Annotated in this window: 21 protein-coding genes; 14 read left to right on the top strand and 7 right to left on the bottom strand. The window is 68.1% G+C overall.

The features are described from left to right. Window positions 1-23: 23 nt before the first annotated feature. Both P3G67_RS11090 and P3G67_RS11085 read left to right on the top strand, forming a co-directional pair. The gene (locus P3G67_RS11090) at window positions 24-974 is read left to right on the top strand and encodes an SDR family NAD(P)-dependent oxidoreductase (RefSeq protein WP_276093285.1); all 951 of its coding nucleotides are present in this window, start codon (window positions 24-26) and stop codon (window positions 972-974) included. 54 nt (window positions 975-1028) lie between these two features. Continuing rightward, window positions 1029-1640, top strand: a complete 612-nt coding sequence (locus P3G67_RS11085) for a hypothetical protein (RefSeq protein ID WP_276093284.1) — start codon at window positions 1029-1031, stop codon at window positions 1638-1640. A gap of 13 nt (window positions 1641-1653) precedes the next feature. Here the strand turns inward: P3G67_RS11085 and P3G67_RS11080 are convergent, their stop codons facing one another. Further along, window positions 1654-3900, bottom strand: coding sequence for a glycoside hydrolase family 15 protein (locus P3G67_RS11080; protein ID WP_276093283.1), 2247 nt, complete (start codon window positions 3898-3900; stop codon window positions 1654-1656). Window positions 3901-4244: 344 nt separating this feature from the next. Here P3G67_RS11080 and P3G67_RS11075 point away from each other — a divergent pair, with 344 nt between their 5' ends. The 4 genes from P3G67_RS11075 to P3G67_RS11060 all read left to right on the top strand — a co-directional run bounded on the left by P3G67_RS11075 (window position 4245) and on the right by P3G67_RS11060 (window position 8032). After that, entirely contained in the window at window positions 4245-4646 is a 402-nt protein-coding gene (locus P3G67_RS11075) for an SAV_915 family protein (protein WP_276093282.1), read from the top strand. Window positions 4647-4659: 13 nt separating this feature from the next. Continuing rightward, window positions 4660-6003 carry a diaminopimelate decarboxylase gene (lysA, locus tag P3G67_RS11070; protein WP_276093281.1) on the top strand — a complete coding sequence of 448 codons (1344 nt, stop codon included), beginning with the start codon at window positions 4660-4662 and terminating at the stop codon, window positions 6001-6003. Between the two features lie 549 nt (window positions 6004-6552). Then, window positions 6553-7380, top strand: coding sequence for an alpha/beta fold hydrolase (locus P3G67_RS11065; RefSeq protein ID WP_276093280.1), 828 nt, complete (start codon window positions 6553-6555; stop codon window positions 7378-7380). A gap of 244 nt (window positions 7381-7624) precedes the next feature. Beyond that, on the top strand, window positions 7625-8032 hold the full coding sequence (locus tag P3G67_RS11060) for a DUF3224 domain-containing protein (RefSeq protein ID WP_276093279.1): 408 nt from the start codon (window positions 7625-7627) through the stop codon (window positions 8030-8032). Here P3G67_RS11060 and P3G67_RS11055 read toward each other — a convergent pair. Then, window positions 8017-8805 (bottom strand): nucleotidyltransferase domain-containing protein, encoded by a 789-nt coding sequence (locus P3G67_RS11055; protein ID WP_276093278.1) that lies wholly within the window; start codon window positions 8803-8805, stop codon window positions 8017-8019. The two genes, P3G67_RS11060 and P3G67_RS11055, sit on opposite strands and share 16 nt — an antisense overlap. 85 nt (window positions 8806-8890) lie before the next feature. On the opposite strand from P3G67_RS11055, the gene P3G67_RS11050 reads away from it, so the two are divergent. The 4 genes from P3G67_RS11050 to P3G67_RS11035 all read left to right on the top strand — a co-directional run bounded on the left by P3G67_RS11050 (window position 8891) and on the right by P3G67_RS11035 (window position 11898). Next, window positions 8891-9691, top strand: coding sequence for a MerR family transcriptional regulator (locus P3G67_RS11050; RefSeq protein ID WP_276093277.1), 801 nt, complete (start codon window positions 8891-8893; stop codon window positions 9689-9691). Further along, a complete protein-coding gene (locus P3G67_RS11045; protein ID WP_276093276.1) occupies window positions 9688-10323 on the top strand; it encodes a hypothetical protein in 636 nt (211 codons plus the stop codon). The genes P3G67_RS11050 and P3G67_RS11045 overlap by 4 nt, the downstream gene beginning before the upstream one ends. 84 nt (window positions 10324-10407) lie before the next feature. Further along, window positions 10408-11052: a chloramphenicol phosphotransferase CPT family protein gene (locus P3G67_RS11040; protein WP_276093275.1), complete on the top strand. Its 645-nt coding sequence runs from the start codon at window positions 10408-10410 to the stop codon at window positions 11050-11052. 360 nt (window positions 11053-11412) lie between these two features. Next, complete coding sequence (locus P3G67_RS11035; protein ID WP_276093274.1) at window positions 11413-11898, top strand: peptidoglycan-binding domain-containing protein; 486 nt, start codon at window positions 11413-11415, stop codon at window positions 11896-11898. Window positions 11899-11912: 14 nt separating this feature from the next. Here the strand turns inward: P3G67_RS11035 and P3G67_RS11030 are convergent, their stop codons facing one another. Continuing rightward, window positions 11913-12719 (bottom strand): ribonuclease BN, encoded by an 807-nt coding sequence (locus tag P3G67_RS11030; protein WP_276093273.1) that lies wholly within the window; start codon window positions 12717-12719, stop codon window positions 11913-11915. Window positions 12720-12939: 220 nt separating this feature from the next. Here P3G67_RS11030 and ctaD point away from each other — a divergent pair, with 220 nt between their 5' ends. After that, complete coding sequence (gene ctaD, locus P3G67_RS11025; RefSeq protein ID WP_276093393.1) at window positions 12940-14646, top strand: aa3-type cytochrome oxidase subunit I; 1707 nt, start codon at window positions 12940-12942, stop codon at window positions 14644-14646. Further along, window positions 14643-15029 (top strand): aa3-type cytochrome oxidase subunit IV, encoded by a 387-nt coding sequence (ctaF, locus tag P3G67_RS11020; protein WP_276093272.1) that lies wholly within the window; start codon window positions 14643-14645, stop codon window positions 15027-15029. The genes ctaD and ctaF overlap by 4 nt, the downstream gene beginning before the upstream one ends. A 38-nt stretch (window positions 15030-15067) precedes the next feature. On the opposite strand, the gene qcrB is transcribed toward ctaF, so the two are convergent. Further along, window positions 15068-16723, bottom strand: coding sequence for a cytochrome bc1 complex cytochrome b subunit (gene qcrB, locus P3G67_RS11015; protein WP_276093271.1), 1656 nt, complete (start codon window positions 16721-16723; stop codon window positions 15068-15070). A 255-nt stretch (window positions 16724-16978) separates the two neighbouring features. Between qcrB and P3G67_RS11010 the strand changes: the two genes are divergently transcribed. Together P3G67_RS11010 and P3G67_RS11005 are read left to right on the top strand one after the other, a co-directional pair. After that, window positions 16979-18001: an AI-2E family transporter gene (locus P3G67_RS11010; protein WP_276093270.1), complete on the top strand. Its 1023-nt coding sequence runs from the start codon at window positions 16979-16981 to the stop codon at window positions 17999-18001. 318 nt (window positions 18002-18319) lie between these two features. Next, complete coding sequence (locus tag P3G67_RS11005; RefSeq protein ID WP_276093269.1) at window positions 18320-18757, top strand: hypothetical protein; 438 nt, start codon at window positions 18320-18322, stop codon at window positions 18755-18757. 24 nt (window positions 18758-18781) lie between these two features. Here the strand turns inward: P3G67_RS11005 and P3G67_RS11000 are convergent, their stop codons facing one another. The 3 genes from P3G67_RS11000 to P3G67_RS10990 are packed head-to-tail and all read right to left on the bottom strand — an operon-like array spanning window position 18782 to window position 21665. Continuing rightward, window positions 18782-19852 carry an LLM class flavin-dependent oxidoreductase gene (locus P3G67_RS11000; RefSeq protein WP_276093268.1) on the bottom strand — a complete coding sequence of 357 codons (1071 nt, stop codon included), beginning with the start codon at window positions 19850-19852 and terminating at the stop codon, window positions 18782-18784. A gap of 18 nt (window positions 19853-19870) precedes the next feature. Then, the gene (locus P3G67_RS10995; protein WP_391858234.1) at window positions 19871-20863 is read right to left on the bottom strand and encodes an ABC transporter substrate-binding protein; all 993 of its coding nucleotides are present in this window, start codon (window positions 20861-20863) and stop codon (window positions 19871-19873) included. 49 nt (window positions 20864-20912) lie between these two features. Continuing rightward, on the bottom strand, window positions 20913-21665 hold the full coding sequence (locus P3G67_RS10990) for an amino acid ABC transporter ATP-binding protein (protein WP_276093391.1): 753 nt from the start codon (window positions 21663-21665) through the stop codon (window positions 20913-20915). Between the last annotated feature and the right edge of the window lie 8 nt (window positions 21666-21673).

The raw sequence follows: 21673 nt of genomic DNA, 5'->3' as shown, positions 1-21673 counted from the left end.
ATGTGAGCCCCAGGAGTCCCATCATGCGCCGCACATTTCCGACCCAAGCGTGGAACGTTCATCGGCTACCGCGCGCCGACGGCAAGAACTTCCTGGTCACCGGCGGCAACGCGGGCATCGGCTACTTCGTCTGCGAGCAACTGGCCAGCACAGGGGCTCACATCATCCTCGGCAGCCGCAACACGGCAAAGGCCGAAGCCGCGATGGTCTCGATTCGTTCCCGCGTTCCCGGCGCTCATGTGTCGCACCTTCCGCTCGACCTGGCCGATCTTTCCTCCCTCAAGGCCTCCGTGGACGCACTGCGGCTCAACCGCCTCGACGCACTGGTCCTGAACGCCGGAGTGCTACTCGATCAGCCGCAACGCCAGGAGACCCCAGAGGGCCACGAGTTGATGTTCGCGACCAACCACCTCGGGCACTTCGCCCTGGTCCAGTTGCTGGCGCCGCTGCTGACCACCGCACCCGGCAGCCGGATCGTCACCACCGGCAGCTTCGCGGCACGGTCTGAGCGGCTGGACCTCGCTGACCTCCAGTCCGTACGGAACTACCGGGCCAAGCGCACCTACGGTAGGTCGAAGCTGGCGCAAATGCTCTCCGGATTCGAGCTCGACCGCCGTTTGCGCGCCGCTGGCGGCACGACGCTGAGCGTTGTGGCACACCCAGGAGGTGCGCTCGACTCCCTGACCCCCTCACGCCCGACCGTGCACACCCGGACCACAGGTCAACGGCTGCGCGCGCTACCCGCGGGCCTCCTCCTTCAGGGCAAGGAAGCCGGCGCGTGGCCCACCGTTCGCGCTGTCCTCGATCCTGATGTGATCGGCGGCCAGCTGTGGGGGCCGCAGGCCTTCGGCTTGCGGGGCATGCCGAGGCCCGAGCAGGCGCCTGCCCACATGACCGACCCGGTGGTCGCCGCGCGCCTGTGGGACATCAGCTGTGAACTGACCGGCGTCGCGTCGGCTTTCGCTCGCGCTTAGCCTGCCCGGCCGGGAGAACGCGAGAGCGCTCGCCGCCGCTTCCACCAGGCAGTGGTGCACCAGGAAGGCCTTGCGCGTGATCCGCAGTGGCGGCCCGGACGCGGTCACCGGCTGCCCGGCCATGCCAGGTCCGAGGAGTCGCTCACCGGTGCGGCGAAGCTGGTGCGCCGGCTGCACGAAGCGGCGACCGGATTCGTGCCGGTCAATGTCGACTACCGCTTCCGCCCTCACCCGCACCGGCTTTCCAGCCTGCGCCATGAGCGTGACGGCAGGCATCTTCCGGAGTCGGCCGGGAAACGCATAGGAGATCAGCGCCAGGCATTCATCTGCGACGGAGAAGAACGGATGCGAGTTGGTAAAGCGCTCGGCGGCACTTTGATGTCGGTCGCGCTGGCTGCGGGTGGCATCCTCGCCACCTCGGGAGCCGCCCACGCCACGTACAGCGCCTGCATCGACATGTTGGCCGCCGGGGGCGTCAACATCTGGGACCACGAGGGATACATCTCCCAGGCGTGCAGCGCGGGGGCGGGTGGCGACGAGGAAGGCTGTGAACGCCAGCTCAGCCACGCCGCCATGCACGTGGAGGACGACGACCTCTACCCGAGCGCCTGCAAGGCGGCGGCCGTGAAACCCGCCGCCCCGGCCGTGAAGCCCGCCGCCAACTAGCCGTCCGCAGGCATCAACCCCGCAAGTAGCGTTCCGCCACCACCGTGGGGTACTCCACCGGCCTTCCGTGCTGCACCGACCAGGCAAGGCGAAGGTACTGCGCATGAGTCCAGGCCAGCGGGGTGGCCGAGGTGGTCGGGGTGCCGGGGCGGACCCTGGGGGCCGGTGGCTGGTCGTCCCAGACCTGTTCCGGGAGCAGCAGCGTCTCCCCGGCGGTGGCCGCCAGGTCGCGCAGTCTGCCTGCCGCCGCGTGCCGGTCGCCGTCCAGTAGTTCGTACTCGGCGCGCTCGCCGGAGAAGATCGGCCACAGCCGCCCCGAAGTGTGCCGTATCTCGGGCCGGTTGACGTCCCAGGGCGCGCCGTCCGCCTGCTCGCCGTACCCGTCGTGGCTGTAGCGGTGCCAGTGCCGCCCGGACGGCGTCAGCACCGAAAGGTGCCTGTCGACCACGGCCAGCGAGTTGCGGACCACCGGATCCGCCGCGCTCTTGATGCCAAGGCGGACGAGTTCGAGGAACCCGGCGTCCACGACCGCGCGCTGGTCGACCGGAGCGGGGTTGTTGTTGCCGAGGTCGTAGACCGTGCCGGCGTCGGGCCTACCGTCCTTGGTCAGCCGCAGGTAGTACGGCTTGGACGAGTACGGGCCGGTCCTGGTCACCGTCCAGCCGTTGACGGAGTCGCGCCAAGAGTCGGCCGCCGCAAGGTACTTGGCCGCCTGGCCGCCGCGTCCGCCCCGGTGCAACAGGTCGGCCAGGCAGACCAGGCCCGCGATCACGGAGGCGATGGTCGACGGTGAGTACCCGCTCTGCTCCTCCCAACGTTCCTGCTGCGTGTACGGTGCGCGGTGGCCGTCGGTGGCATAGCCGAGGATGAAGTCGGCGCCGCGCGCCAGACGGTCGAGCGTGTGGGCATCGTGGCGGTCCAGCAGCCAGGCCAGCAGCATCGGCGCGGCCGTCTCGTCCAACTGGACGCCGGTCCAGAAGGGTTTGCCGTTGGCGGTGGTGTTCTGTGCCCAGTGCCCGTCCGGTTGCTGTGTTCGCAGCAGGTAGTCCAGTGCCCGCTCGGCGGCGCCGCGGTCGCCCGCGGCAAGCAGTCCGGTGGCGATGTGGTAGAGGTCGCGCGGCCACACCAGGTGGTAGGAGCCGCTGACCGGGGCGAGTTGGTGATCAGTGCCGAACGCCCACGGCATGGTCGGCGAGGCGATGAAGGCACCGGGGTTGTTCTTGTCCTCGCTCGCGGCCAGCGTCATCACCGAGGCGGTGTACAGCTGCCTCTCGCGGGCTGAGCGCAGGCTGGCGGGCGGCTTGGGCAGCGCGGCGAGGTAGGCGCGCCAGCCGCTGGCGTAGTCGTGTGCCGCCTGCTTGAATCCGGTGCGCAGCGCCCGGCGGGCGGTGCCGACGGCTTCGGTCGCGTCGGTGCCGTAGCCCAGCACCACGGTCTGCCGGGTGTGTGCGAGTCCGTCCAGCCGCAGCCGTCCCAGTTGGACGACGTTGCCGGGTCCGGCGGTCGAGTAGTGGTGTGGCAACCGCCCCTTGTTCGCCCGCAGTTCGGTCCATCCGTCGTTGACTCCGAAGTAGCCGACCGTGGACTCGGCGAACCCGTCCTCGGCCATCAGTGCGCTCGCCGACTTCGCGTCCTGGGCGACCAGCGCACCGCCTTGTGGGAGCGCACGGTCGTCGTCACCGTTGGCGGACAGCGACGGATCGTGCAGCACGTAGACCTGGAGCGGACTGCCGTTGGTGGAGCGCACCTCGAAGTCCACCAGGACGGCGGCGCGTTGCGGGTCCGTGGCGTAGCGCGCGACGGCCTGCCAGCCGTGACCGGTACTGACCTGGCGGTAGACGGGGACTCCGGGTTCCGGCAGTTCGGTGCGGGTCGGCACGTCGCTGGCCCGTTCCACGAAGGTCCTGCCGTCCGTGACCACCAGTTGGGTCTCGCGGCTGGCCGGGGTGCTCAGGTCCGGGTGGTACGTCTCGCTCATCCGGCCGCCTTCCAGGGTGAACCACACCGGACTGCGCCTCTCGCGGGCCGTGCCGAAGCCGAGCTTGTCGGCCGGGGCGAAGGCGGACGGCGTGCCCGGCCCGCCCGGCGCGGCCCCGGAACCGGTGGCCGCCCGCGCGTCGGACCGCCCGGCCGCCTGGGCGGTGCCGGCGAACGGAAGGGGCGCCGCGAGCACCGACGCCCCGACCAGCGCCGCGCGCACGAAGTCCCGCCGGGAGGAGTTTCCTTGCACCGTGACCTCCAGTACATCCATTGTCGACATTCGGGCGGCGGTTCGCTCATAAATGTTCAGCTTGTGAAGCCATTCGCACGCCCTGGTGACCCTGACGTGCAGAATGAGGCTCCCTGGGGTTACCGATCGCGTCAAGGGGTCGTACATGACTTCAAGAAGTGACTCCATCGCTCGTCGCGGGCTGGCGGGTCCGAGCGGTCGTACCGCCGGGCTCCGAGTGAGTCCGCGTGAACGGCACATCAATCGTCGGGTGGATGCCGTCAACGTCGCGTCAGGGCCGGGCGCACTCCCGGGAGCAGCGGCAATAGCGTCGTTGGTGCGCCTCGGATCACTCCCAGGACCGGGGCCACCACCTTCCGTGAGGAGTACATCCCATGGCTGAATTCGTGCGCAGGGACGACCACGAGCCTCCGGATCGCATCCCGGCCGGACTGCTGTACGTTCCCGTCCGGTCGGGTCCCGTAGGGTGTGCGACCCGCCTGTTCCGCACGCCCCTGGGCGGCCGTACGGCCGTAGGATTCACCACTCAGCTGCGGCTGACCGACACCCTCGGCGCCGAGCAGGCATGGATCAGAATTTCCGAACCCGTGCTGCGCGCCCTCACCGAGCCGCTGGGGGCCACGACCCTCACCGTGGACCCCCAGCTCGCCGCCCCCGCCACCACCCGCACCAGCCGCGCCTCGCTGTGGCGGGAGTGGGATCCGCAGACCATCGGCGTCCTGCGGGTGACGGGGGCGGTGGCCCTGGTCGATGCCGTCAGCATGTGGATCGGTTGAGGAGTCCTTCGACATGACACTGACCGTCGTACCCGACCAGGCCGAACGGCCCACCGCACGCGATGAGTTGTCCATCTGGCCCGCCTCGACCCGCCGTGCCCCGCGTGACGAGTTGACCGTGGGTGGGGTCGCCCTCACCGAGATCGCCGAACGCTTCGGCACCCCGGTCTACGTCCTGGACGAGGACGAGGTCCGCGACCGCTGCCGCGCCTACCGGGATGCCTTCCCGGACGCCGACATCCTCTACGCGGCCAAGGCGTTCCTGTGCCGGGCCATGGCCAACTGGGTCCAGGAGGAGGGGCTCGGCCTCGACGTCAGCTCCGCCGGTGAGCTGGAACTCGCCGTCACCACCGGCTTCCCGCCCGAGCGCATGGTGATGCACGGCAACGCCAAGAGCCCGCAGGACCTGCGGGCGGCGATCCGGCTCGGCGTCGGACGCGTCGTCATCGACAGCAGCGGCGAGATCGCCCGGCTGGCCGCCGAAGTGCCCTCGGGCACCCGGCAGAGGGTCCTGGTCCGGGTCATTCCCGGCATCGCCGCCGGTGGGCACACCGCGATCCGTACCGGTACCGAGGACCAGAAGTTCGGGCTGTCGCTGGTGGACGGCTCCGCCCAGCACGCCATCGCCCGCATCCTGGACCAGCCGGGGCTCGAACTCGTGGGCCTGCACTGCCACTTGGGCTCGCAGATCGCAACGGTCAAGCCCTATATGCTGGCCGTCCGCCGGATGGTGGGACTGCTCTCCCGGATCCGCCGGCAACACGACGTCACCCTGACCGAGTTGGACCTCGGTGGCGGGCACGCGGTCGCCTACCGGCCCGGCGAGAGCCTGCTCGACATCGCCGCGCTCGGCACCCGGGTACGCTCCGAACTGGACGCCAGCTGCGCAGCCGCCGACCTGCCGGTGCCCCGGCTGACCATCGAGCCCGGCCGCGCCATCGCGGGACCGGCCGGGGTCGCCCTCTACCGGGTGCTGTCCGTCAAGCGCACCGGTGACCGCACGTTCGTCGCCGTCGACGGCGGCATGAGCGACAATCCACGGCCCGCGCTGTACGGGGTGCGCTACGCCCCTCGACTGCTGGGCCGCCGCTCCCCCGCCGGCTTCCGCCCCGCGACGGTCGTCGGTCGCCACTGCGAGGCGGGTGACGTCCTGGCGTCGGACGTCCCATTGCCCGACGACACCAGGCCGGGCGACCTGATCGCCATCCCGGTGGCGGGCGCGTACCACCTGTCAATGGCCTCCGGCTACAACATGGTCGGCCGCCCGCCTGTGGTCGCGGTCACCGGTGGCCGGGCCCGGCTGCTGGTGCGCCGCGAGTCCTTCGACGACCTCCGCAGCCGGGACGTGGGACTGTAGGCGCGTTGGCGGCACCTGGCCGTCTCGGCACCGATCGCGTGGCGGTCGCCGACCGCCGCGGCTGATCTGGCCGCGGTTCCGGCTGGCGGTCCAGGCATCGGCGGCACGGCGGAGGCGGTCGCCGGCGCGGGCTTCGACCGCCTCCGGCCGGTCGCACACGACGAGGCCGGCTCCCTTGACTGCGCCGGGCATGTGCTGAACACCTTGCCGCCTGTGAGCCGGGCTGGTCCGCGCTGGTGTGCGCGCTGCCGCGGCCACCGCCGGTCTCCCGCCGTCGACAACGTTCACCCGTTCGGCGGTATGCGTGTCGTGCCTGGTGCCCGCGGTGCGCGGCGAGGCGTCGGGCTTCCGTGGCGGGTACGTGTCGGGCTGGCCCGCGGCCGGGAGGGAAGTGGCGCCCTGGCTCGCGTTGCGGGTCAGGCTGGGGCCCGCAGGATGGCTTGGGGACGCGTCGCTGGGTCTCCCGTTCCGTCACCGCCACCGGTGGCCCTCCCGTGCGGCGGACGGCAGGACCACCGGCTGGCCGGTACTCCCGAGAGGACGACTGCCATGCCTACTGTGACCACGCGTGATGGTGTCGAGATCTACTACAAGGACTGGGGCAGCGGACCGCCCGTCCTCTTCATGCACGGCTGGCCGCTGAACGCGGACGCCTGGGATGACCAGATGAAGTGCGTCGCCGACAACGGCTTCCGCGGCATCGCCCACGACCGCCGCGGACACGGCCGGTCGAGCCAGCCCTGGGGCGGCTATGACTTCGACACCTTCGCCGACGACCTCAACGATCTGATCACGGCGCTCGACCTGCGGGACGTGGCCCTGGTCGCCCACTCCATGGGCGGCGGCGAACTCGCCCGCTACATCGGCCGCCACGGCACGGAACGGGCCAGCAAGGCGGTACTGCTCTCGGCGATCCCACCACTGATGATGAAGTCCGACAGCAACCCCGAGGGGGTGCCCGCGGAAGTCTTCGACGCCCTCCGCAACGGCATCCTCCGGGAGCGGTCCCAGTTCTGGAAGGACACCGCCGAAGGGTTCTTCGGCGCCAACCGGCCCGGGAACAAGGTCACTCAGGGCAACAAGGACGCGTTCTGGTTCATGGCCATGCACGAGAACATCGAAGCGGGCGTGGCGTGTGTGACCGCCTTCGCGGAGACGGACTTCACCCAGGACCTGAAGAGGTTCGACATTCCCACTCTCGTGGTACACGGCGACGACGACCAGGTGGTGCCCATCGACGCCACGGCGCGCAAAGCCGCGCGGATCATCCCCGACGCCACCCTCAAGGTCTACGAGGGCGGCTCTCACGGCATCGCCCTCGTGCCGGGCGACAAGGAGAGGTTCAACCGGGACCTGCTGGACTTCCTGCGGAGTTGACGCACGTCGGCCTTGCGGTGGTGTGGTGCCGTAGCGCCCGAGTTGGCTCCCCAGCAGGCACGACGGCAGGGCCCCGGCACGAAGACGGCCCCGAGTACGCAGGCACCGGCCCACCGTCGGTCGTGGACTCCCCGGTTCGATCGACTTGACCGAAGCGGTGATGCGGTCGGGCGCTGGCCTGCCCGGCCATAGTTCCGCGCGTGCCGGGCGTCGATTGTCAGGCCCCGCCCATACGATCAGCGCCATGAGAGCTTCGGGAACGTTCACCGTCAAGACCTTCACACCGACTGAACTGGCTCCAACTCCGGCTGTAACCACCGGAGTTCCAGTGGGTGTGGCAACCATGGAGAAGCACTATGAGGGTGACGTCGTCGGCCATTCGGCGACCCTGTTCACCGCGGCGTTCGACCAGAGCACCGGGGTCGGCACCTATGTGGCCATCGAGTCCTTCAAGGGCTCACTGCACGGCCGCGACGGAGCCTTCAACTTCGCGCACTCGGCGACGACCTCCGGAAGCGACCGTACCGCCGAGTTCTTCACCATCGTCCCGTCCAGCGGCACCGGAGAACTGACCGGGATCACCGGCTCGGGTGGAGTGGCGGTTGAACCCGACGGCACACATCGCGTGTGGTTCGACTACGAACTGGCCTGAGCGGTGCAGGCGGTGTTGACCGCGCTCTCCAACCGGGCCGTCGCCTCGTCGATGGCAGCCGTCAGGTCCTCCGGTCGCGGAGTCAGGTTGCCGAGCAGGTTGTCGATGTCCCGGATGCCCGCGTGGTCCAGCAGTGTCTTCTCGTTGGTAATCCACCAGCCGCGGGCCGCCAGCACCGCGTGAGCGGCCTGGCAGGCGGCGGTGGCGATCGCGCCGGCGCAGTCGCTGAGGTGCCCGCGTTCGGCGTGGGCGGCGCGAGCGTAGCCGAGGGTGTGCCTGGCGTCGCCCCACCAGCGTTCCGGTGCTTGGCGCCGCAGCGCCTCGGGGTATTCGGGTCGCGGCAGTTCTCCGTGCAGAACCTTGTTGACGGCGAGTTCGGCCACGACGACGTAGGTGGGGACCCCGGCCAGGTGGAACAGCAGCCTCTCGACTTCGAACCGGCCTTCGCGTGCTTCGGCGAGCTGATTCTCGACGTCACCAAGGTCCCGGTAGTGCACATCGACGTGTCGGCCGTCAACGCGTAGCCATGCTCCACCGTTGAACACGCCACCGCCCCACTCACCGATTCCGGAGATCTCGCCCGGCCATCCGAGGGCGCGCAGGCTCTCCGGAGAGAAGCCGCCGCGGTAGTAGACGGCGAAGTCCCAGTCGCTGTCCGGTCGATGACCACCCGTGGCGCGCGAGCCCCCCAGCGCGACGGCCCGCACGCACGGCAGCGCCGCGAGTCGGTTGGTGACATGGGCGATGAAGTCCTCGTCGTTGTGCACCGGCATGGGTCCGATCTTGCCAGGTCACACGACGGCCCGCGCGCCGTCCCCGATTGACCTTGCCGCGACGGCAACGTTTCTACTGGATCGCATGCGAATCGGAGAACTGGCCGCGCTCATAGGGGTGTCCACCCGGACCGTGCGGCATTACCACCATCAAGGCGTGCTGCCCGAGCCCGCACGACGGCCCAACGGATACCGCGAGTACGGGCTACGGGACGCCGTCCGGCTCGCCCGGGTCCGGCGGTTGACCGAACTCGGCCTCAGTCTGGACGAGGTTCGGGATGTCCTCAGTGACGACTTGGGGCGAGAACTGGGCGAGATACTCGCGGCCCTGGACGCCGATCTGCACCGGCAGGAGGAGGAGATACGCACCCGGCGCGGGCGCCTGGCCGTGTTGCTGCGGCAGGCAGAGCAGGGTGTGCTGCCGGAGGAGGGACCGCTGTCGCCCGAGCTGGCCGATCTCTTCGCCCAGATAGGTAGGGCCGCCTCGGCACTTCCAGCGCCGGAGCCCGCGATGGCCGCGAAGGACCGCGAAGTCCTCGCACTGATTGAGACGGTGGCTCCGGCCGAAGCCCGAGAAGGCGTCCTTGGAATGGTACGCGCCGCGGCCGGCGAGCCGGAAGCGGTGCGGCAGGCTTACGCCGTCTACGCGCTGCTGGAAGCGCTGGTCGACGCGCCGCTCGACGACCCACGCATCGCTCGGGCCGCGCAGGCGGTGGCGGAATGCGTACCGGACGAAGTGGTCGCGGCGCTCTCCCTGCCCTCTGCCACCGACACACACGGATCAGCCGTCACCGAGATGCTGTTCGCCGACCTCGCGCCCGCGCAGTCGGCAGCCATCCAGCAGGCGATGACGCTGCTCGCCGAGCGCGCGGAAGGATTGCGGTGAGCCGCCACGTCGGTCTGGCGGCCAGGCGGTTGATCACACACGAGGCACGGGCGCTGGCAAGCGTCGTTCTCTGGCTCACCCGACGACGGGACGGTGTGCACGAGGGCGACCGTGCGATCGGTTACGCCGCCGCTCAGTCAGCCACGATGGCGGTGTTGATCTTTGTCTCGCTGGTCGAAACGGTCGTACTCGACGTCGCGGTACCGTGGCCGTCAGTACGCCTGCCGTTGTTCCTCGTTGATGTGTACGGGGTGTTCTTCCTCCTCGCCCTCCACGCCTCGTGCGTGGTACGGCCCCATGTCATCGGACCGGACGGCTCACTGCGAGTGCGGTACGGAGTACTGCTGGACCTCCGCGTACCGGCGGATCTGATCGGCACAGTCCGCGTTGAGCGGAGGTTCCCCGGCGCCCGCGTGATCCGCGTGGACGAGGCTGGAAGGCTCGATGTCACCGTGGGCGGGCAGACGTCCGTGACCGTGGAGCTGGCCAGTCCTGTCACCCTCACCCGCCCCCTTGGCAAGCGCGCTCAGGTGCAGGTGCTCCGCTTTCACGCGGACGATCCGCGAGCGGCCGTTGCCGCGATGGCCCCACGAATGCGTCGGCGTCTGCCTGGCGGCCGTCCCCAGCCGTGACGGGAAGCGGGCCGAGTGGTTTCCCGGTCGTGTCGTAACAGGCATCATGATCCGACCATCGGCAACGCACGAGACGGGGGACGTATGGTGGGCATTCCCTTCCAACGGGCCGACTTCGACCAATCCGGCAGCACGACCCAGTCCGCGCAGGCATCACACGGGTTGATCATTTTCCTTAACGGCACATCGAGTTCCGGGAAGTCGAGCATTGCGAGGGAACTGCTCTGCGTCCTGGACGAACCGTACTTCCACCTTCCGGTGGACGTGTTCCACGCCATGCGGACGGATCGGGACTTTCCGCCGGAGCGGCTGCGAACGATGCTCAGACAAACCTGGATGGGTTTCCACCGGTCAGTGGCCGGAATGGCCGCTGCGGGCAACAACGTCGTGGTGGATCATCTCCTGAGCGAGCCGTGGCGGCTCGATGACTGCCTTGACCTGTTCGCTCCCGAGGACGTTGTCCTCGTCGGTGTGCGCTGTCCCCTCCCGGAACTCGAACGGCGCGAGCAGGCGCGCGGTGATCGTCCGCTGGGGCTGGCCGCGCGTCAGATCGGCCAGGTGCACGCGCACGGCGTGTACGACATCGAGTGCGACACCAGTCTCGCCAGTCCCCTCGACTGCGCACGGCGGATCAAGGGCTTCCTGCCGCGTCGGTCGTTCCCCACCGCGTTCCAGCAGCTTGCGGCCACCCGCCGACGCGCCCGCGAGGCGCCGGTCCCATCGTTGTGACCGCGAAGCCAGTACCGCCTCAGGTGGCCGGAAGTCGCGGTCGACGTCGGCGCCCGGGAATTTCGGTGTCATGCCTCGCCATGATGTGTGTCGGGGGGCGTCCCCGAGACACCGGCACCGAGACGCGTTGGGGGAGACATGCGGCGCTGGAAGGAACTTCCCGCCCCGCTCGATCAGCGAGCGCGGCAACTCGCCGTACCTCCGCGAAGACCCGAGGACCACCTTGGCGGGCCCAGCCTTCCGACGATGGCACGGACGAGCGCCGCGCGGGACCGCACGAGAGGGGACAACGACGCGAACGGGACCGTGATGCCGGTCAACCGGCCCACGGGCGGCCGGACTTGGGTGACCCTCGGAGCCGTGTCGGTAGTGTCCGCCGCCCTGGTCGCCGTGCTGCTGACCACCCGGCCATGGCGGTACGAGGAGACGGGGACGGCCACGGTGGATGTGAGCGCTCGACCGGTGTTCGTCTTCCAGCGGGGGCAGTGCCACCGGTGCCTTGTGGAGCGCCAGGCAGGCGAGTTGCGCGCCGGCTACAGCACGACGCGCACGGCGATCGTGGACGTCAACAGCAGGGGCTGGGAGATCACCGAGGCGCAGTGCCTGTTGCGTTACCACGGCTACGACCCCGGCGTGCCCGACGGGGAGTACGACGAGCGGTCCAAGGACGCCACCAAGCGCTTCCAGCGCAACCACGGTCTGGTGGCCGACGGCATCGTGGGGCCGACCACCTGGAGGGAGCTACGGCAGGACGACGAGCGCGGAAGGCACGGGTTCCACACCGGTCACGATCACCGGTTCCACCGAACGGGCACGGAACCACCGGACCGGGACCACGAGGGGTGACGAGCGCGATCCCGTCAACCTGAACCGTTCCCTTTCTCCTCCTCCGGCGCCCACACCTGACCCAGCAACGCTCCGCCGTACACCACGAAGCCCACTCCGATCAGCCAGGACTGCACGACCAGTACGGTGCCCAGGGCCCCATAGCTCACCGCGTTGCTGACGATCAGCGGAGCGAACACCAGGACCGAGAAGCCGCGCAGCCCCACCAGACCCGCCATCGTCGCCGCCGCGCCCGGGAGCAGGGCGCGCCAGTGCACCCGGCCGCCGATCAGGAACCACTGCCCCCACCAGAAGAACAGAACGCCGAACAGCACGGTCAACGTCAACCGGATCGTCGACTCCCACCAGCGGTGTTGCAGCACCAGACCGCTCTGCACCTCGGCGTACAGGTAGGCGGTCAACGCGGCCAACCACACAGTCTGCCGCCAGACCTTGTGCCATGGTCCGCTGGGCAGGCCCCAGATCTTCTCGTAGCCGGTCTGCACACTCGCGGCGAAGGTCAGCCCGAACACCACCAGAGCCGGAACACTGAACGCGCTGGTCGCACTCAGCACCCGGGACGGTGCGGCGAACAGGCGCTGCACCGAGTGTGCCGGGCTGCCCGACAGTCCCATCCCGTCCACCACCCACAGTGCGAACCCCCGTTTTTTGAAGGGGTTGGCCGCCGCCACCAGGATCAGCAGGGGAGCCAGCGTCACCACGGCCAGGGCGGCGAAGCCCATGGCCCGGTGCATGAGTTCCAGTTCCTTGCCGCTGCGCCACAACTGCTCGGCCCTGGACAGCCGCCAGGCGTTGTGCAGGCGCTCCCGCGCCGTGGTCATCACCTGGGGCCTCCCGGCGCGGTCGCGGGTGGAGTGTCGGTGGCCACGGCGCCTCCTCCTAGTCGACGGACCCTGGAACGCCATTTCGGCGAGCCCTTCATCCCACCTTCGCGATCATTTCGCTGATAGCATCCGGCAGCGATTGCCGAGGGAGACAGATACGTTCTACTGGCGCGCGGCACCGTTTTCAACACGCTCACCGCTGCCGAATGGAGCGCTGATGGTCCGGGTTGACCAGGAAGCAGTCGACCAAACAGTCCGAACGCGGCCCATCCGTACCGGTGTGACGGTACGCAAGTGGTTCACCACGACCGATCATAAGGTCATCGGAAACCTCTACATGGTCACCGCGTTCGGATTCTTTCTGGTGGCCGGACTGTTGGCGATGATGATGCGTGCCGAGTTGGCGCGCCCCGGCCTGCAGTTCTTCACCACCGCCCAGTACAACCAGTTGTTCACCATTCACGGTACGATCATGATGCTGCTGTTCGCGACTCCGATGTTCGCCGGATTCGCGAACGCGGTCATGCCACTGCAGATCGGTGCCCCCGACGTCGCGTTCCCCCGGCTGAATGCGTTCACCTACTGGCTGTTCCTCTTCGGTGGGTTGATGGTGTTGTCGGGATTCCTCACCCCTCAAGGAGCAGCGCAGTTCGGCTGGTTCGCGTACGCACCGCTCAACAACGCGGTCCGCTCCCCGGGGGCCGGTGGCGACCTGTGGGCCATGGGCCTGGTGGTGGCGGGGTTGAGCACCACTTTGGGTTCCGTCAACTTCATCTCCACCATTGTCTGTCTACGCGCTCCGGGCATGACGATGTTCCGGATGCCGATCTTCACCTGGAACATCCTGTTCACCTCGATCCTGGCGCTGCTCGCCTTTCCGGTGCTCACCGCCGCACTGCTGGCCCTGGAGGCGGACCGGAAGTTCGGCACCCATGTCTTCGATCCGGCCAACGGCGGGGCCATCCTCTGGCAGCACCTGTTCTGGTTCTTCGGGCACCCCGAGGTGTACATCGTCGCGTTGCCCTTCTTCGGTGTGATCAGCGAGATCATCCCGGCCTTCAGTAGAAAGCCGACCTTCGGCTACGTGGGGATGATCGGCGCGACGATCGCAATCACCATGCTGTCGGCCTCCGTGTGGGCCCACCACATGTTTGCCACGGGTTCGGTGCTGCTGCCGTTCTTCTCGCTCATGTCGTTCTTCATCGCGGTGCCAACCGGAGTGAAGTTCTTCAACTGGATCGGCACGATGTGGAACGCCAGCCTTTCGTTCGAGACTCCGATGCTCTGGGCGATCGGGTTCCTGGTGAGCTTTCTCGTCGGCGGGCTCAGCGGGGTGCTGATCGCGTCCCCGCCGCTCGATTTCCACGTAACCGACAGTTATTTCATCGTGGCGCACCTGCACTATGTGCTGTTCGGTACCGTGGTCTTCGCGATGTTCGGCGGCTTCTACTTCTGGTGGCCCAAGTGGACCGGCCGGATGCTCAACGAGAGACTGGGCAAAATCCATTTCTGGACACTCTTCGTAGGTTTTCAGGGCACCTTTCTCGTGCAGCACTGGCTGGGTGCGATGGGCATGCCCCGTCGCTATGCCGACTACCTCGCCGTGGACGGGTTCACGACGCTCAACACGATCTCGTCCACGTCGTCCTTCCTCCTCGGCCTGTCGACACTGCCGTTCCTTTACAACATCTGGCACACGGCGCGTTACGCGCCCAAGGTCGAGGTCGACGACCCCTGGGGCTTCGGCCGTTCCCTGGAATGGGCCACCTCGTGCCCGCCACCGCGGCACAACTTCAACTCCCTGCCAAGGGTGCGCTCGGACTCCCCGGCCTTCGACCTCCATCACCCGGAGGTCATGGCCAGCCATGGGACGACGGGAAAGACCAAGCCCACGCCGGACACCTTGGGAGAGCAGAGCACATGAAGGTCGAGGCCTTCCTCTTCGGCGGAGTGTCGTTCTTCTTCTTCGTCACGGACCTCGTCTACGCGTCGCTGTCCGGGGAGCCGGCGGGCACCGCGGCGTTGACGATCGCCTTCGTCATGTCCGCCCTCATCGCCTTCTTCTGCGCGATGAACTACCACAGAAAGGGAATCCGCCCGGAGGACCGGGGCGATGGCGAGGTACAGGACCGTGCGGGACTGCTTGACTTCTTTCCGCCGCACAGCGCGTACCCTCCGCTGACCGCTCTGGGATTCACGCTCAGCGCCGCGGGTGTGGTGTTCGGGCTGTGGCTGTTCCTGCTGGGGTTCGGACTGCTCGGTGCCGGCATCTGCGGTTTCGCCTTCGAGTTCGTCAACCGCGAGTAGCCGCCGAACTCCGCGGCGCCGTCCGGCCGTTGCCGCCGCTACTCGCTCGCCTCCAGTTCCGGCGGCGCGGTCCTGGCGGCGATCTGGGCGCGCTGTTCAGTGGTGATCGGCATCTCCACCCGGTCCCGGTAGTACCAGGAACTCAGTGTGCTGCGCAGCCTCGCGGCCCGGGAGGCCTCCCCCTTTGCCCGCAGCGGCTTCGGGATGTCACGTACCAGGATCCGGTAGCGGTCGTCTGCGGGCAACGGGCGATTGTTCTCAAGGAACTTGCCGTAGATCTCCTGTCGGATCAGCCCGGTTTCCTTCCCTTCCGTCAACAGCTCGCGGTCACGGGCCTGGAGGGCCAGGCAGATCCGCTTGGTGATGAAGAACGCGATGAGTGGCGCCACGATCACCGCCACCCGTAGCACCCAGGTCAGGCCGTTGACCGAGATCCGGAAGGTATAGGCGATCACGTCGTTGCCGCCTGCCAGCAACAGCACGCCGTAGCAGACGATGGCGGCCACGCCGAATCCCGTTCTGGTCGGCCGGTCACGCGGCCGGTCACACAGATGGTGCTCCGACCGTTCGTTGGAGACCCACTTCTCGAAGAAGGGATACGTGAACAGCAGCAGGAACAGGACGCCGGGCAGCACGACGGCCGGCAGCAGCACGTTCCACATGAACGTGTGGCCCGCGACATTGGTCTCCGCCGGTGGCATCAGGCGCAGCGCGCCCTCCAGGAACCCGACGTACCAGTCGGGCTGGGCGTCCGTGGTCACCTGGTCGGCACGGTACGGCCCGTACGCCCAGATCGGGTTGATCTGGGCCAGTGCGCCGAGTGCGCCCAGCACGCCGAAGACCATGAAGAAGAAACCCGACGACTTGGTCGTGAACTGGGGGAACATCGGCTTTCCGACCACATTGCGGTTCGTTCGCCCCGGCGTGCTCCACTGGGTGTGTTTCAGGTACACGATCAGGAAAAGGTGCGCGGTGACCAATACCACCAGCAGACCGGGGACCAGCAGCACGTGCACGATGTACAGCCGGGGAATGAGCGCGTGGCCGGGAAACTGACCGCGGAAGACGAAGAAGCTCAGGTAGGTTCCCACCAACGGCAGGGAGCTGATGATGGTGTCCGCGGTGCGCAGACCGGTGCCGGACAGCAGGTCGTCGGGTAGGGAGTAGCCGCAGAAGCCCTCAAGCAGTCCGAGGAGGAAGAGCGTCACCCCCACGATCCAGTTGACCTCCCGTGGCCGGCGGAAGGCCCCGGTGAAGAAGATCCGCAGCATATGGACTCCGATGGCGGCGATGAACAGCAGGGCCGCCCAGTGATGTACCTGACGCATCAGCAGGCCGCCCCTGACATCGAAGCTGATGTCCAGGGTCGACGAGTACGCCTGCGTCATCCGTAGGCCGCGTAGCGGCGCGTAGGCACCGTGGTACGCGGCCTCGGTCATGCTGGGATCGAAGAACAGGGTCAGGTAGACGCCGGTGAGAACCAGCACAACGAAGCTGTAGAGGGCGATCTCGCCGAGCAGGAAGGACCAGTGATCCGGGAACGCCTTGCGCAGCAGTTGCCTGCCCATGAACGTTGCCGGAAGCCGCCGGTCCAGCGCCACGAAGCCGCTTTCCGCCACTTCCCCGGCCTTCGCTCTCAGCAACGCCTTGCGCTGCTGAGGTTGCTGGAGCATCTGGGGCTTCGGGAGCCGCATACCCGCCGATCTCCTTACGCCCATGAGCGGGCCACGCGGTCAGGACGCGGCTGATGGCTAACCGGTATCCGCGTGCGCCAATCAAATGTGGGGATCGGATTGGGCGATCCGGGTGACAAGCGGTGATCCGCGAGTGTGCTGTGGACACTGATCCTGGAGGAACTCCGACGCCCGGGAGGTGATCCGTCGGTGAAAGAGCCGGGCGAGGACGCAGGCGCCGGTGAGGATCGGCGGTTCGGTCGTCCAGGACGGCCGATGGATCGGCGGTCGCCGTTCTTCGTCGGAATGTCGGGAGCGGCCGGAGTGGCGGCGACGGTCGCGGTCGCCGAGACGGTGCTCGCCGTCCGCGCGGTGCTGGTGCTGATCGGACTGGCGCTTTTCCTGGCCCTCGGCCTGGACCCCGCGGTGCGCTGGTTCGGCCGCCACAGGCTGCCCCGCGGGGTGGCGGTGCTGGTCATCGCACTGGCGGGAGTGGGTGTGCTGACGGGCTTCCTGTCGTTGGCCATCCCTCCGCTGGCCCAGCAGGCCGAGCAGTTCGCCCACAAACTGCCTGCTTATCTGCATGAACTGCAACACACCAATTCGTTCCTGGGACATTTGAACCGCCAGTTCCGTATCCAGCGGGCACTTCAGAGCCTGCTCACCAGCGGAGGCGAGTCGCTGGCGGGCGGGCTGTTCGGGGCGGGCAAGCTGGTGCTCGGCACACTCGCCTCGGTGGTGCTCGCCGCCGTACTCACCGTGTACTTCCTGCTGGGGCTGCCCGCGCTCAAACGGACGTTCCTCCAACTGGTACCGGCCTCACGACGGACTCGGGTCAAGCTCCTCACCGAGGAGGTGATCACCAAGGTCGGCCGGTATCTGGTCGGCCAGGTGCTGCTCGCACTCATCGCGGCGGTGGGTACGCTCGCCTGGCTGGAGATCTTCAACGTGCCCTACGCCCTGCTGCTGGCCTTCTTCGTGGCCCTGCTGGACCTCGTGCCCATGGTGGGTTCCACCATCGCGGGGATCATCGTGTCGTTGGTGGCGCTCACCGTCTCCCTGCCCGTCGCCGGGGCCACCGCGGGCTTCTACACCGCCTACCGGCTCGCCGAGGACTATCTGCTGTCACCGAAGATCATGGGCAAGCAGGTGGAAGTGCCAGCGATGGTCGCGATCGTCGCCGTACTGATCGGCGGCAGCCTGCTGGGCATTCCCGGCGCCCTCATCGGCATTCCACTGGCCGCGGCGATCCGCCTCGTCCTCAAGGAAGTGGTCTTCCCACGCCTTGACGAGTCGTAAGGCGTACCTTTCCTCAACGAACCACTTGCTGTGACCGTGCCGCGGCGATCGTCGCGCGGTTCTTCCGCCAGGCCCAACTCGTCGTCCAGCCGGACGCCGGTCACTATCCATGGGTGGACGACCCGATCCGCTCCTCCCGGACCGTGGCGACGTTCCTCGCCCGAGTCGATGACACGACCACCGAAAGCATGTGACGCACGTCACATGCACCCCTGTCATACGGATGCGACTGTCAACTCGTATGCGAAGTGAAGGCGTTGCGACGTCAACAGCGCCGCCTTCGTCTCTGCCGACTGAATCCCAACACGGGGAGGACCCATGAGGTTCCGTTCGACGAAGAGGATCGGCGCCGCGGCCGTCGCCGCCGCCGCGCTGGTCGGCACCATCGCCATGGGTACGGCGGCCGCCGTACCCGGCCACCACCAGGCGACCGACCCCAACCCCACCTACAAGCCGGTCGCGGGAAGGGTCACGGTCGTTGAGCCCGGGCAGCCGCAGCCGCATGTGACGCTGCACCCGGTGTACAAGCGCGGCGCCGCCGTGCCCATGCACGTCGCGCACTGGAAGACGACCTACGACGACGGCGTCTCGTGGAACGCCGACGTGTTCGTGGACTACGGCCAGAGCGGGGCGTACACCAAGTGCTCCGACGGGAGCGTCCACTACGGCCCCGCTGTCGGCCAGGGCTACTGGGCCTGGGGCGGCAACTGCAACGGCTACGGCACGATCACCGAGTTCGGCAACTACGACCAGTAGCCGTTCCGCGCGGTAACTCCGCCGTCACGTGCGCTGGTCCTGCCACAGCGTGGTGGGCGCTTCCCTGCGGACCACCGGCGCGATCTCCTCCGCGAAGCGCTGCAACTGCTCGATCTGCTCCGTGGTGCTCAGCCCGAAGCCGTCAACGGTCAGGGACTGCAGGTCGTGCCGGTAGGCCTGGTGGAATCCGAGGATCTTGTCGATGATCTGCTGCGGGCTGCCGACGAGTTGGGGTCCGTTCCCGATGGCGTCCTCGATGGTGCGGAACGGGGTGTTGTAGCCGGTCCGCCCCGCCAGGTGGGGCTTGTACGTCTGGCGGACCCGCGCCTCGTAGTAGTCCTTGAGTCGGGTGATGGCCTGCTGGGTGGTGTTCGCGATGAACAACCCTCCGGAGCCCGCGCCCACGTAGGCGTTGCGCGGGTCGTGGCCGTATACCGCGAAGCGCTCGCGGTAGTGGCTGATCAGCCGTGCGTATGCGTCCCGGGGCTGGATGGCGTTGGCGCTGAACAGCGGATCGCCGTGCCGGGCGGCGAGTTCGGTGGAGTGCAGGCTGGTGGCGGAGCCGTGCCAGACGGGCGGCGCGGCGGCGTACGGTCGGGGCACGGTGGTGACCTCGTGCAACGGCGGGCGGAACTTCCCCTCCCAGGTGACCTTCTCCTCCCGCCACAGCCTTCGCAGGAGTTCGTACTTCTCGGCCTGGTACTCCCATTGCAGGCCCTCGTCCAGGCCGAACAGGTCGAAGTGACCGGCCTCCGCGCCCTTGCCGATGACCAACTCCAGGCGGCCTCGGGCGAGTTGGTCGACGGTGGCGTAGTCCTCCGCGACACGGACGGGGTCGAGGATGGCCAGCACCGTGACACCGGTGAGCAGTCTGATCCGGGAGGTTCGCGCGGCCAGCGCGCCGAGCAGGACCGTGGGGCTGGACGACAGGAACGGTCCGGCGTGCCGCTCGCCGACGGCGTACGCGTCGAAGCCGAGCCGTTCGGCGGCGGCCCCGGTCTCGATGACCTCGGCCAACCGTTCGGCGGCGGTGCCTAGTTCACCGGTGAGCGGGTTCGGTGCGTGGCCGATGATGGTGAGGACGGAGAATCTCATGACTGCCTCTCCTGGCGGCTACTGGTTTGTCCTGGGCAGGCCGGGCGGGTTGACCAGGGATGTGGCGACGGCCTCACTGGACAGGCCCCAACGCTTCAGTACCTGGCCGTACGTGCCGTTCTTGATGACATCGTTGAGTGCGTCGGCGAGTGGCTTGGCCAGTCCGTCGTCCTTCTTGGTGGTGGCGCCTATCAGGCCCTGGAGGGTGGCTCCCGCGCCCGAGTAGCTTCCGGCGATCTCGGTCTGGCCCGCCGAGGCGACGTGGTAGGCGGCGGTCGGGTGGGGGCCGAGGTAGAGGTCGATGCGTCCGGAGGAGAGGGCGAGGTAGGCGTCGCCGGCGCTTTGGTAGTACTTGACGTTCACCGGCCTCAGGCCAGCGTGAACGTCCTCGTCGCTCCACTCCAGCAGCAGCTTCTCCTGGTTGGTTCCGGACTGCACGGCCACGGTGCGGCCTGCGACGTCCCTGGGGCCGGTGACTTTGAGGCCGTTGCCCTTCTTGTCCTCGAAGGCGAGGTTGTCCTTGCGGTAGGTGGCGAAGTCGTACTTGTTCTTGCGTTCTTCGGTGTCGGTGATGTTGCTGAATCCGACGTCGTACTTGCCGCTGTCCAGGCCGACGAAGATGTTCTCCCAGGAGACCGTGTTCAGCCGCGGTTTGAGACCCAGGACGTCGGCGACCAGGTAGGCGATGTCGGGCTCTACGCCGATGACCGTCGTGTTGTCGGTCGCGTAGCAGCTCAACGGCGGTTCGCTGGAGGTGGACCCGACGATCTGCAGGGTGCCTCGCCTGCGTATGGCCTCGGGGACCTCGGCGGCGATGGAGTCGACCTTGGGTGTGGTGACGCGGTGCTGGTCGGTGCCGAGGTTGTAGCTGGTACCGGAGACCTCGACGGCGGGCGACGCCCCGGAACTGGCTGTTCCACCGCTGCTGGGGTTGGCGCATCCGGCGAGGGCCAGGGCGGAGGCGAGCGCGAGCATCGCGGCGGCGGTGTCGCGGGTGTGGCGGGTGAGCACGTGCGGTCTCCTTGCGTACGCGGGTGGGGGGCGGCGAACGCCGCGCGGTTCACAGGACCTTGGAGAGGAAGGCGCGGGTGCGTTCGTGCCGCGGTTGATCCAGTACGGCGTCAGGCGGACCCTGTTCGAGGACGACACCGCCGTCCATGAACACCACCGTGTCGGCCACCTCGCGGGCGAAGCCGATCTCATGGGTAACGATGATCATGGTGGTGCCGGTGCGTGCCAGGTCCTTGATGACGTCGAGTACCTCACCGACGAGTTCCGGGTCGAGCGCGGAGGTGGGTTCGTCGAAGAGCAGCACCTTGGGTTCGAGCGCGAGCGCGCGGGCGATGGCCACCCGCTGCTGCTGGCCGCCGGACAGCTGCCTGGGGTGGGCGTCCGCCTTGTCGGCGAGTCCTACCCGGGCTAGCAGTCGCTCCGCCGCCCGTACGGCCTCCCTGCGCGGGCGGCGCAGTACGGAGACGGGGGCTTCGATGATGTTCTCGATCACCGTCAGGTGCGGGAAGAGGTTGAAGTTCTGGAAGACGAACCCGATGTGGGTGCGCTGACGGAGGATGTCCTTCTCCTTCAGCTCGTACAGCTTTCCGCCGGAGCGGCGATAGCCGATCAGTTCGCCGTCGATGCTGATCCAGCCGCGGTTGACCTTCTCCAGGTGGTTGATGCTGCGCAGCAGCGTTGACTTCCCCGAGCCGGACGGCCCAAGCACGACTGTGACCTCACCGGCGCGTACCCGCAGGTCGACACCGCGCAGCACCTGCGTCGGGCCATAGCTCTTGTGGACACCGCGGACGTCCACCATCACATCGC

Source organism: Streptomyces silvisoli, assembly GCF_029269905.1.
GTDB lineage: Bacteria > Actinomycetota > Actinomycetes > Streptomycetales > Streptomycetaceae > Streptantibioticus_A > Streptantibioticus_A silvisoli_A.
Note: the sequence above shows the minus strand (reverse complement) of the source record. Positions and strands in the feature narration are given on the sequence as shown.

Coding starts and splice junctions, on each gene's coding strand:
- P3G67_RS11080 (WP_276093283.1), bottom strand. CDS start 3,900: ATGTCGACAATGGATGTACTGGAGGTCACGGTGCAAGGAAACTCCTCC.
- P3G67_RS11040 (WP_276093275.1), top strand. CDS start 10,408: ATGGTGGGCATTCCCTTCCAACGGGCCGACTTCGACCAATCCGGCAGC.
- ctaD (WP_276093393.1), top strand. CDS start 12,940: ATGGTCCGGGTTGACCAGGAAGCAGTCGACCAAACAGTCCGAACGCGG.
- P3G67_RS11090 (WP_276093285.1), top strand. CDS start 24: ATGCGCCGCACATTTCCGACCCAAGCGTGGAACGTTCATCGGCTACCG.
- P3G67_RS11075 (WP_276093282.1), top strand. CDS start 4,245: ATGGCTGAATTCGTGCGCAGGGACGACCACGAGCCTCCGGATCGCATC.
- P3G67_RS11000 (WP_276093268.1), bottom strand. CDS start 19,852: ATGAGATTCTCCGTCCTCACCATCATCGGCCACGCACCGAACCCGCTC.
- P3G67_RS11050 (WP_276093277.1), top strand. CDS start 8,891: ATGCGAATCGGAGAACTGGCCGCGCTCATAGGGGTGTCCACCCGGACC.
- P3G67_RS10990 (WP_276093391.1), bottom strand. CDS start 21,665: ATGGTGGACGTCCGCGGTGTCCACAAGAGCTATGGCCCGACGCAGGTG.
- lysA (WP_276093281.1), top strand. CDS start 4,660: ATGACACTGACCGTCGTACCCGACCAGGCCGAACGGCCCACCGCACGC.
- P3G67_RS11060 (WP_276093279.1), top strand. CDS start 7,625: ATGAGAGCTTCGGGAACGTTCACCGTCAAGACCTTCACACCGACTGAA.
- P3G67_RS11005 (WP_276093269.1), top strand. CDS start 18,320: ATGAGGTTCCGTTCGACGAAGAGGATCGGCGCCGCGGCCGTCGCCGCC.
- ctaF (WP_276093272.1), top strand. CDS start 14,643: ATGAAGGTCGAGGCCTTCCTCTTCGGCGGAGTGTCGTTCTTCTTCTTC.
- qcrB (WP_276093271.1), bottom strand. CDS start 16,723: ATGCGGCTCCCGAAGCCCCAGATGCTCCAGCAACCTCAGCAGCGCAAG.
- P3G67_RS11055 (WP_276093278.1), bottom strand. CDS start 8,805: ATGCCGGTGCACAACGACGAGGACTTCATCGCCCATGTCACCAACCGA.
- P3G67_RS11010 (WP_276093270.1), top strand. CDS start 16,979: ATGGATCGGCGGTCGCCGTTCTTCGTCGGAATGTCGGGAGCGGCCGGA.
- P3G67_RS11065 (WP_276093280.1), top strand. CDS start 6,553: ATGCCTACTGTGACCACGCGTGATGGTGTCGAGATCTACTACAAGGAC.
- P3G67_RS11030 (WP_276093273.1), bottom strand. CDS start 12,719: ATGACCACGGCGCGGGAGCGCCTGCACAACGCCTGGCGGCTGTCCAGG.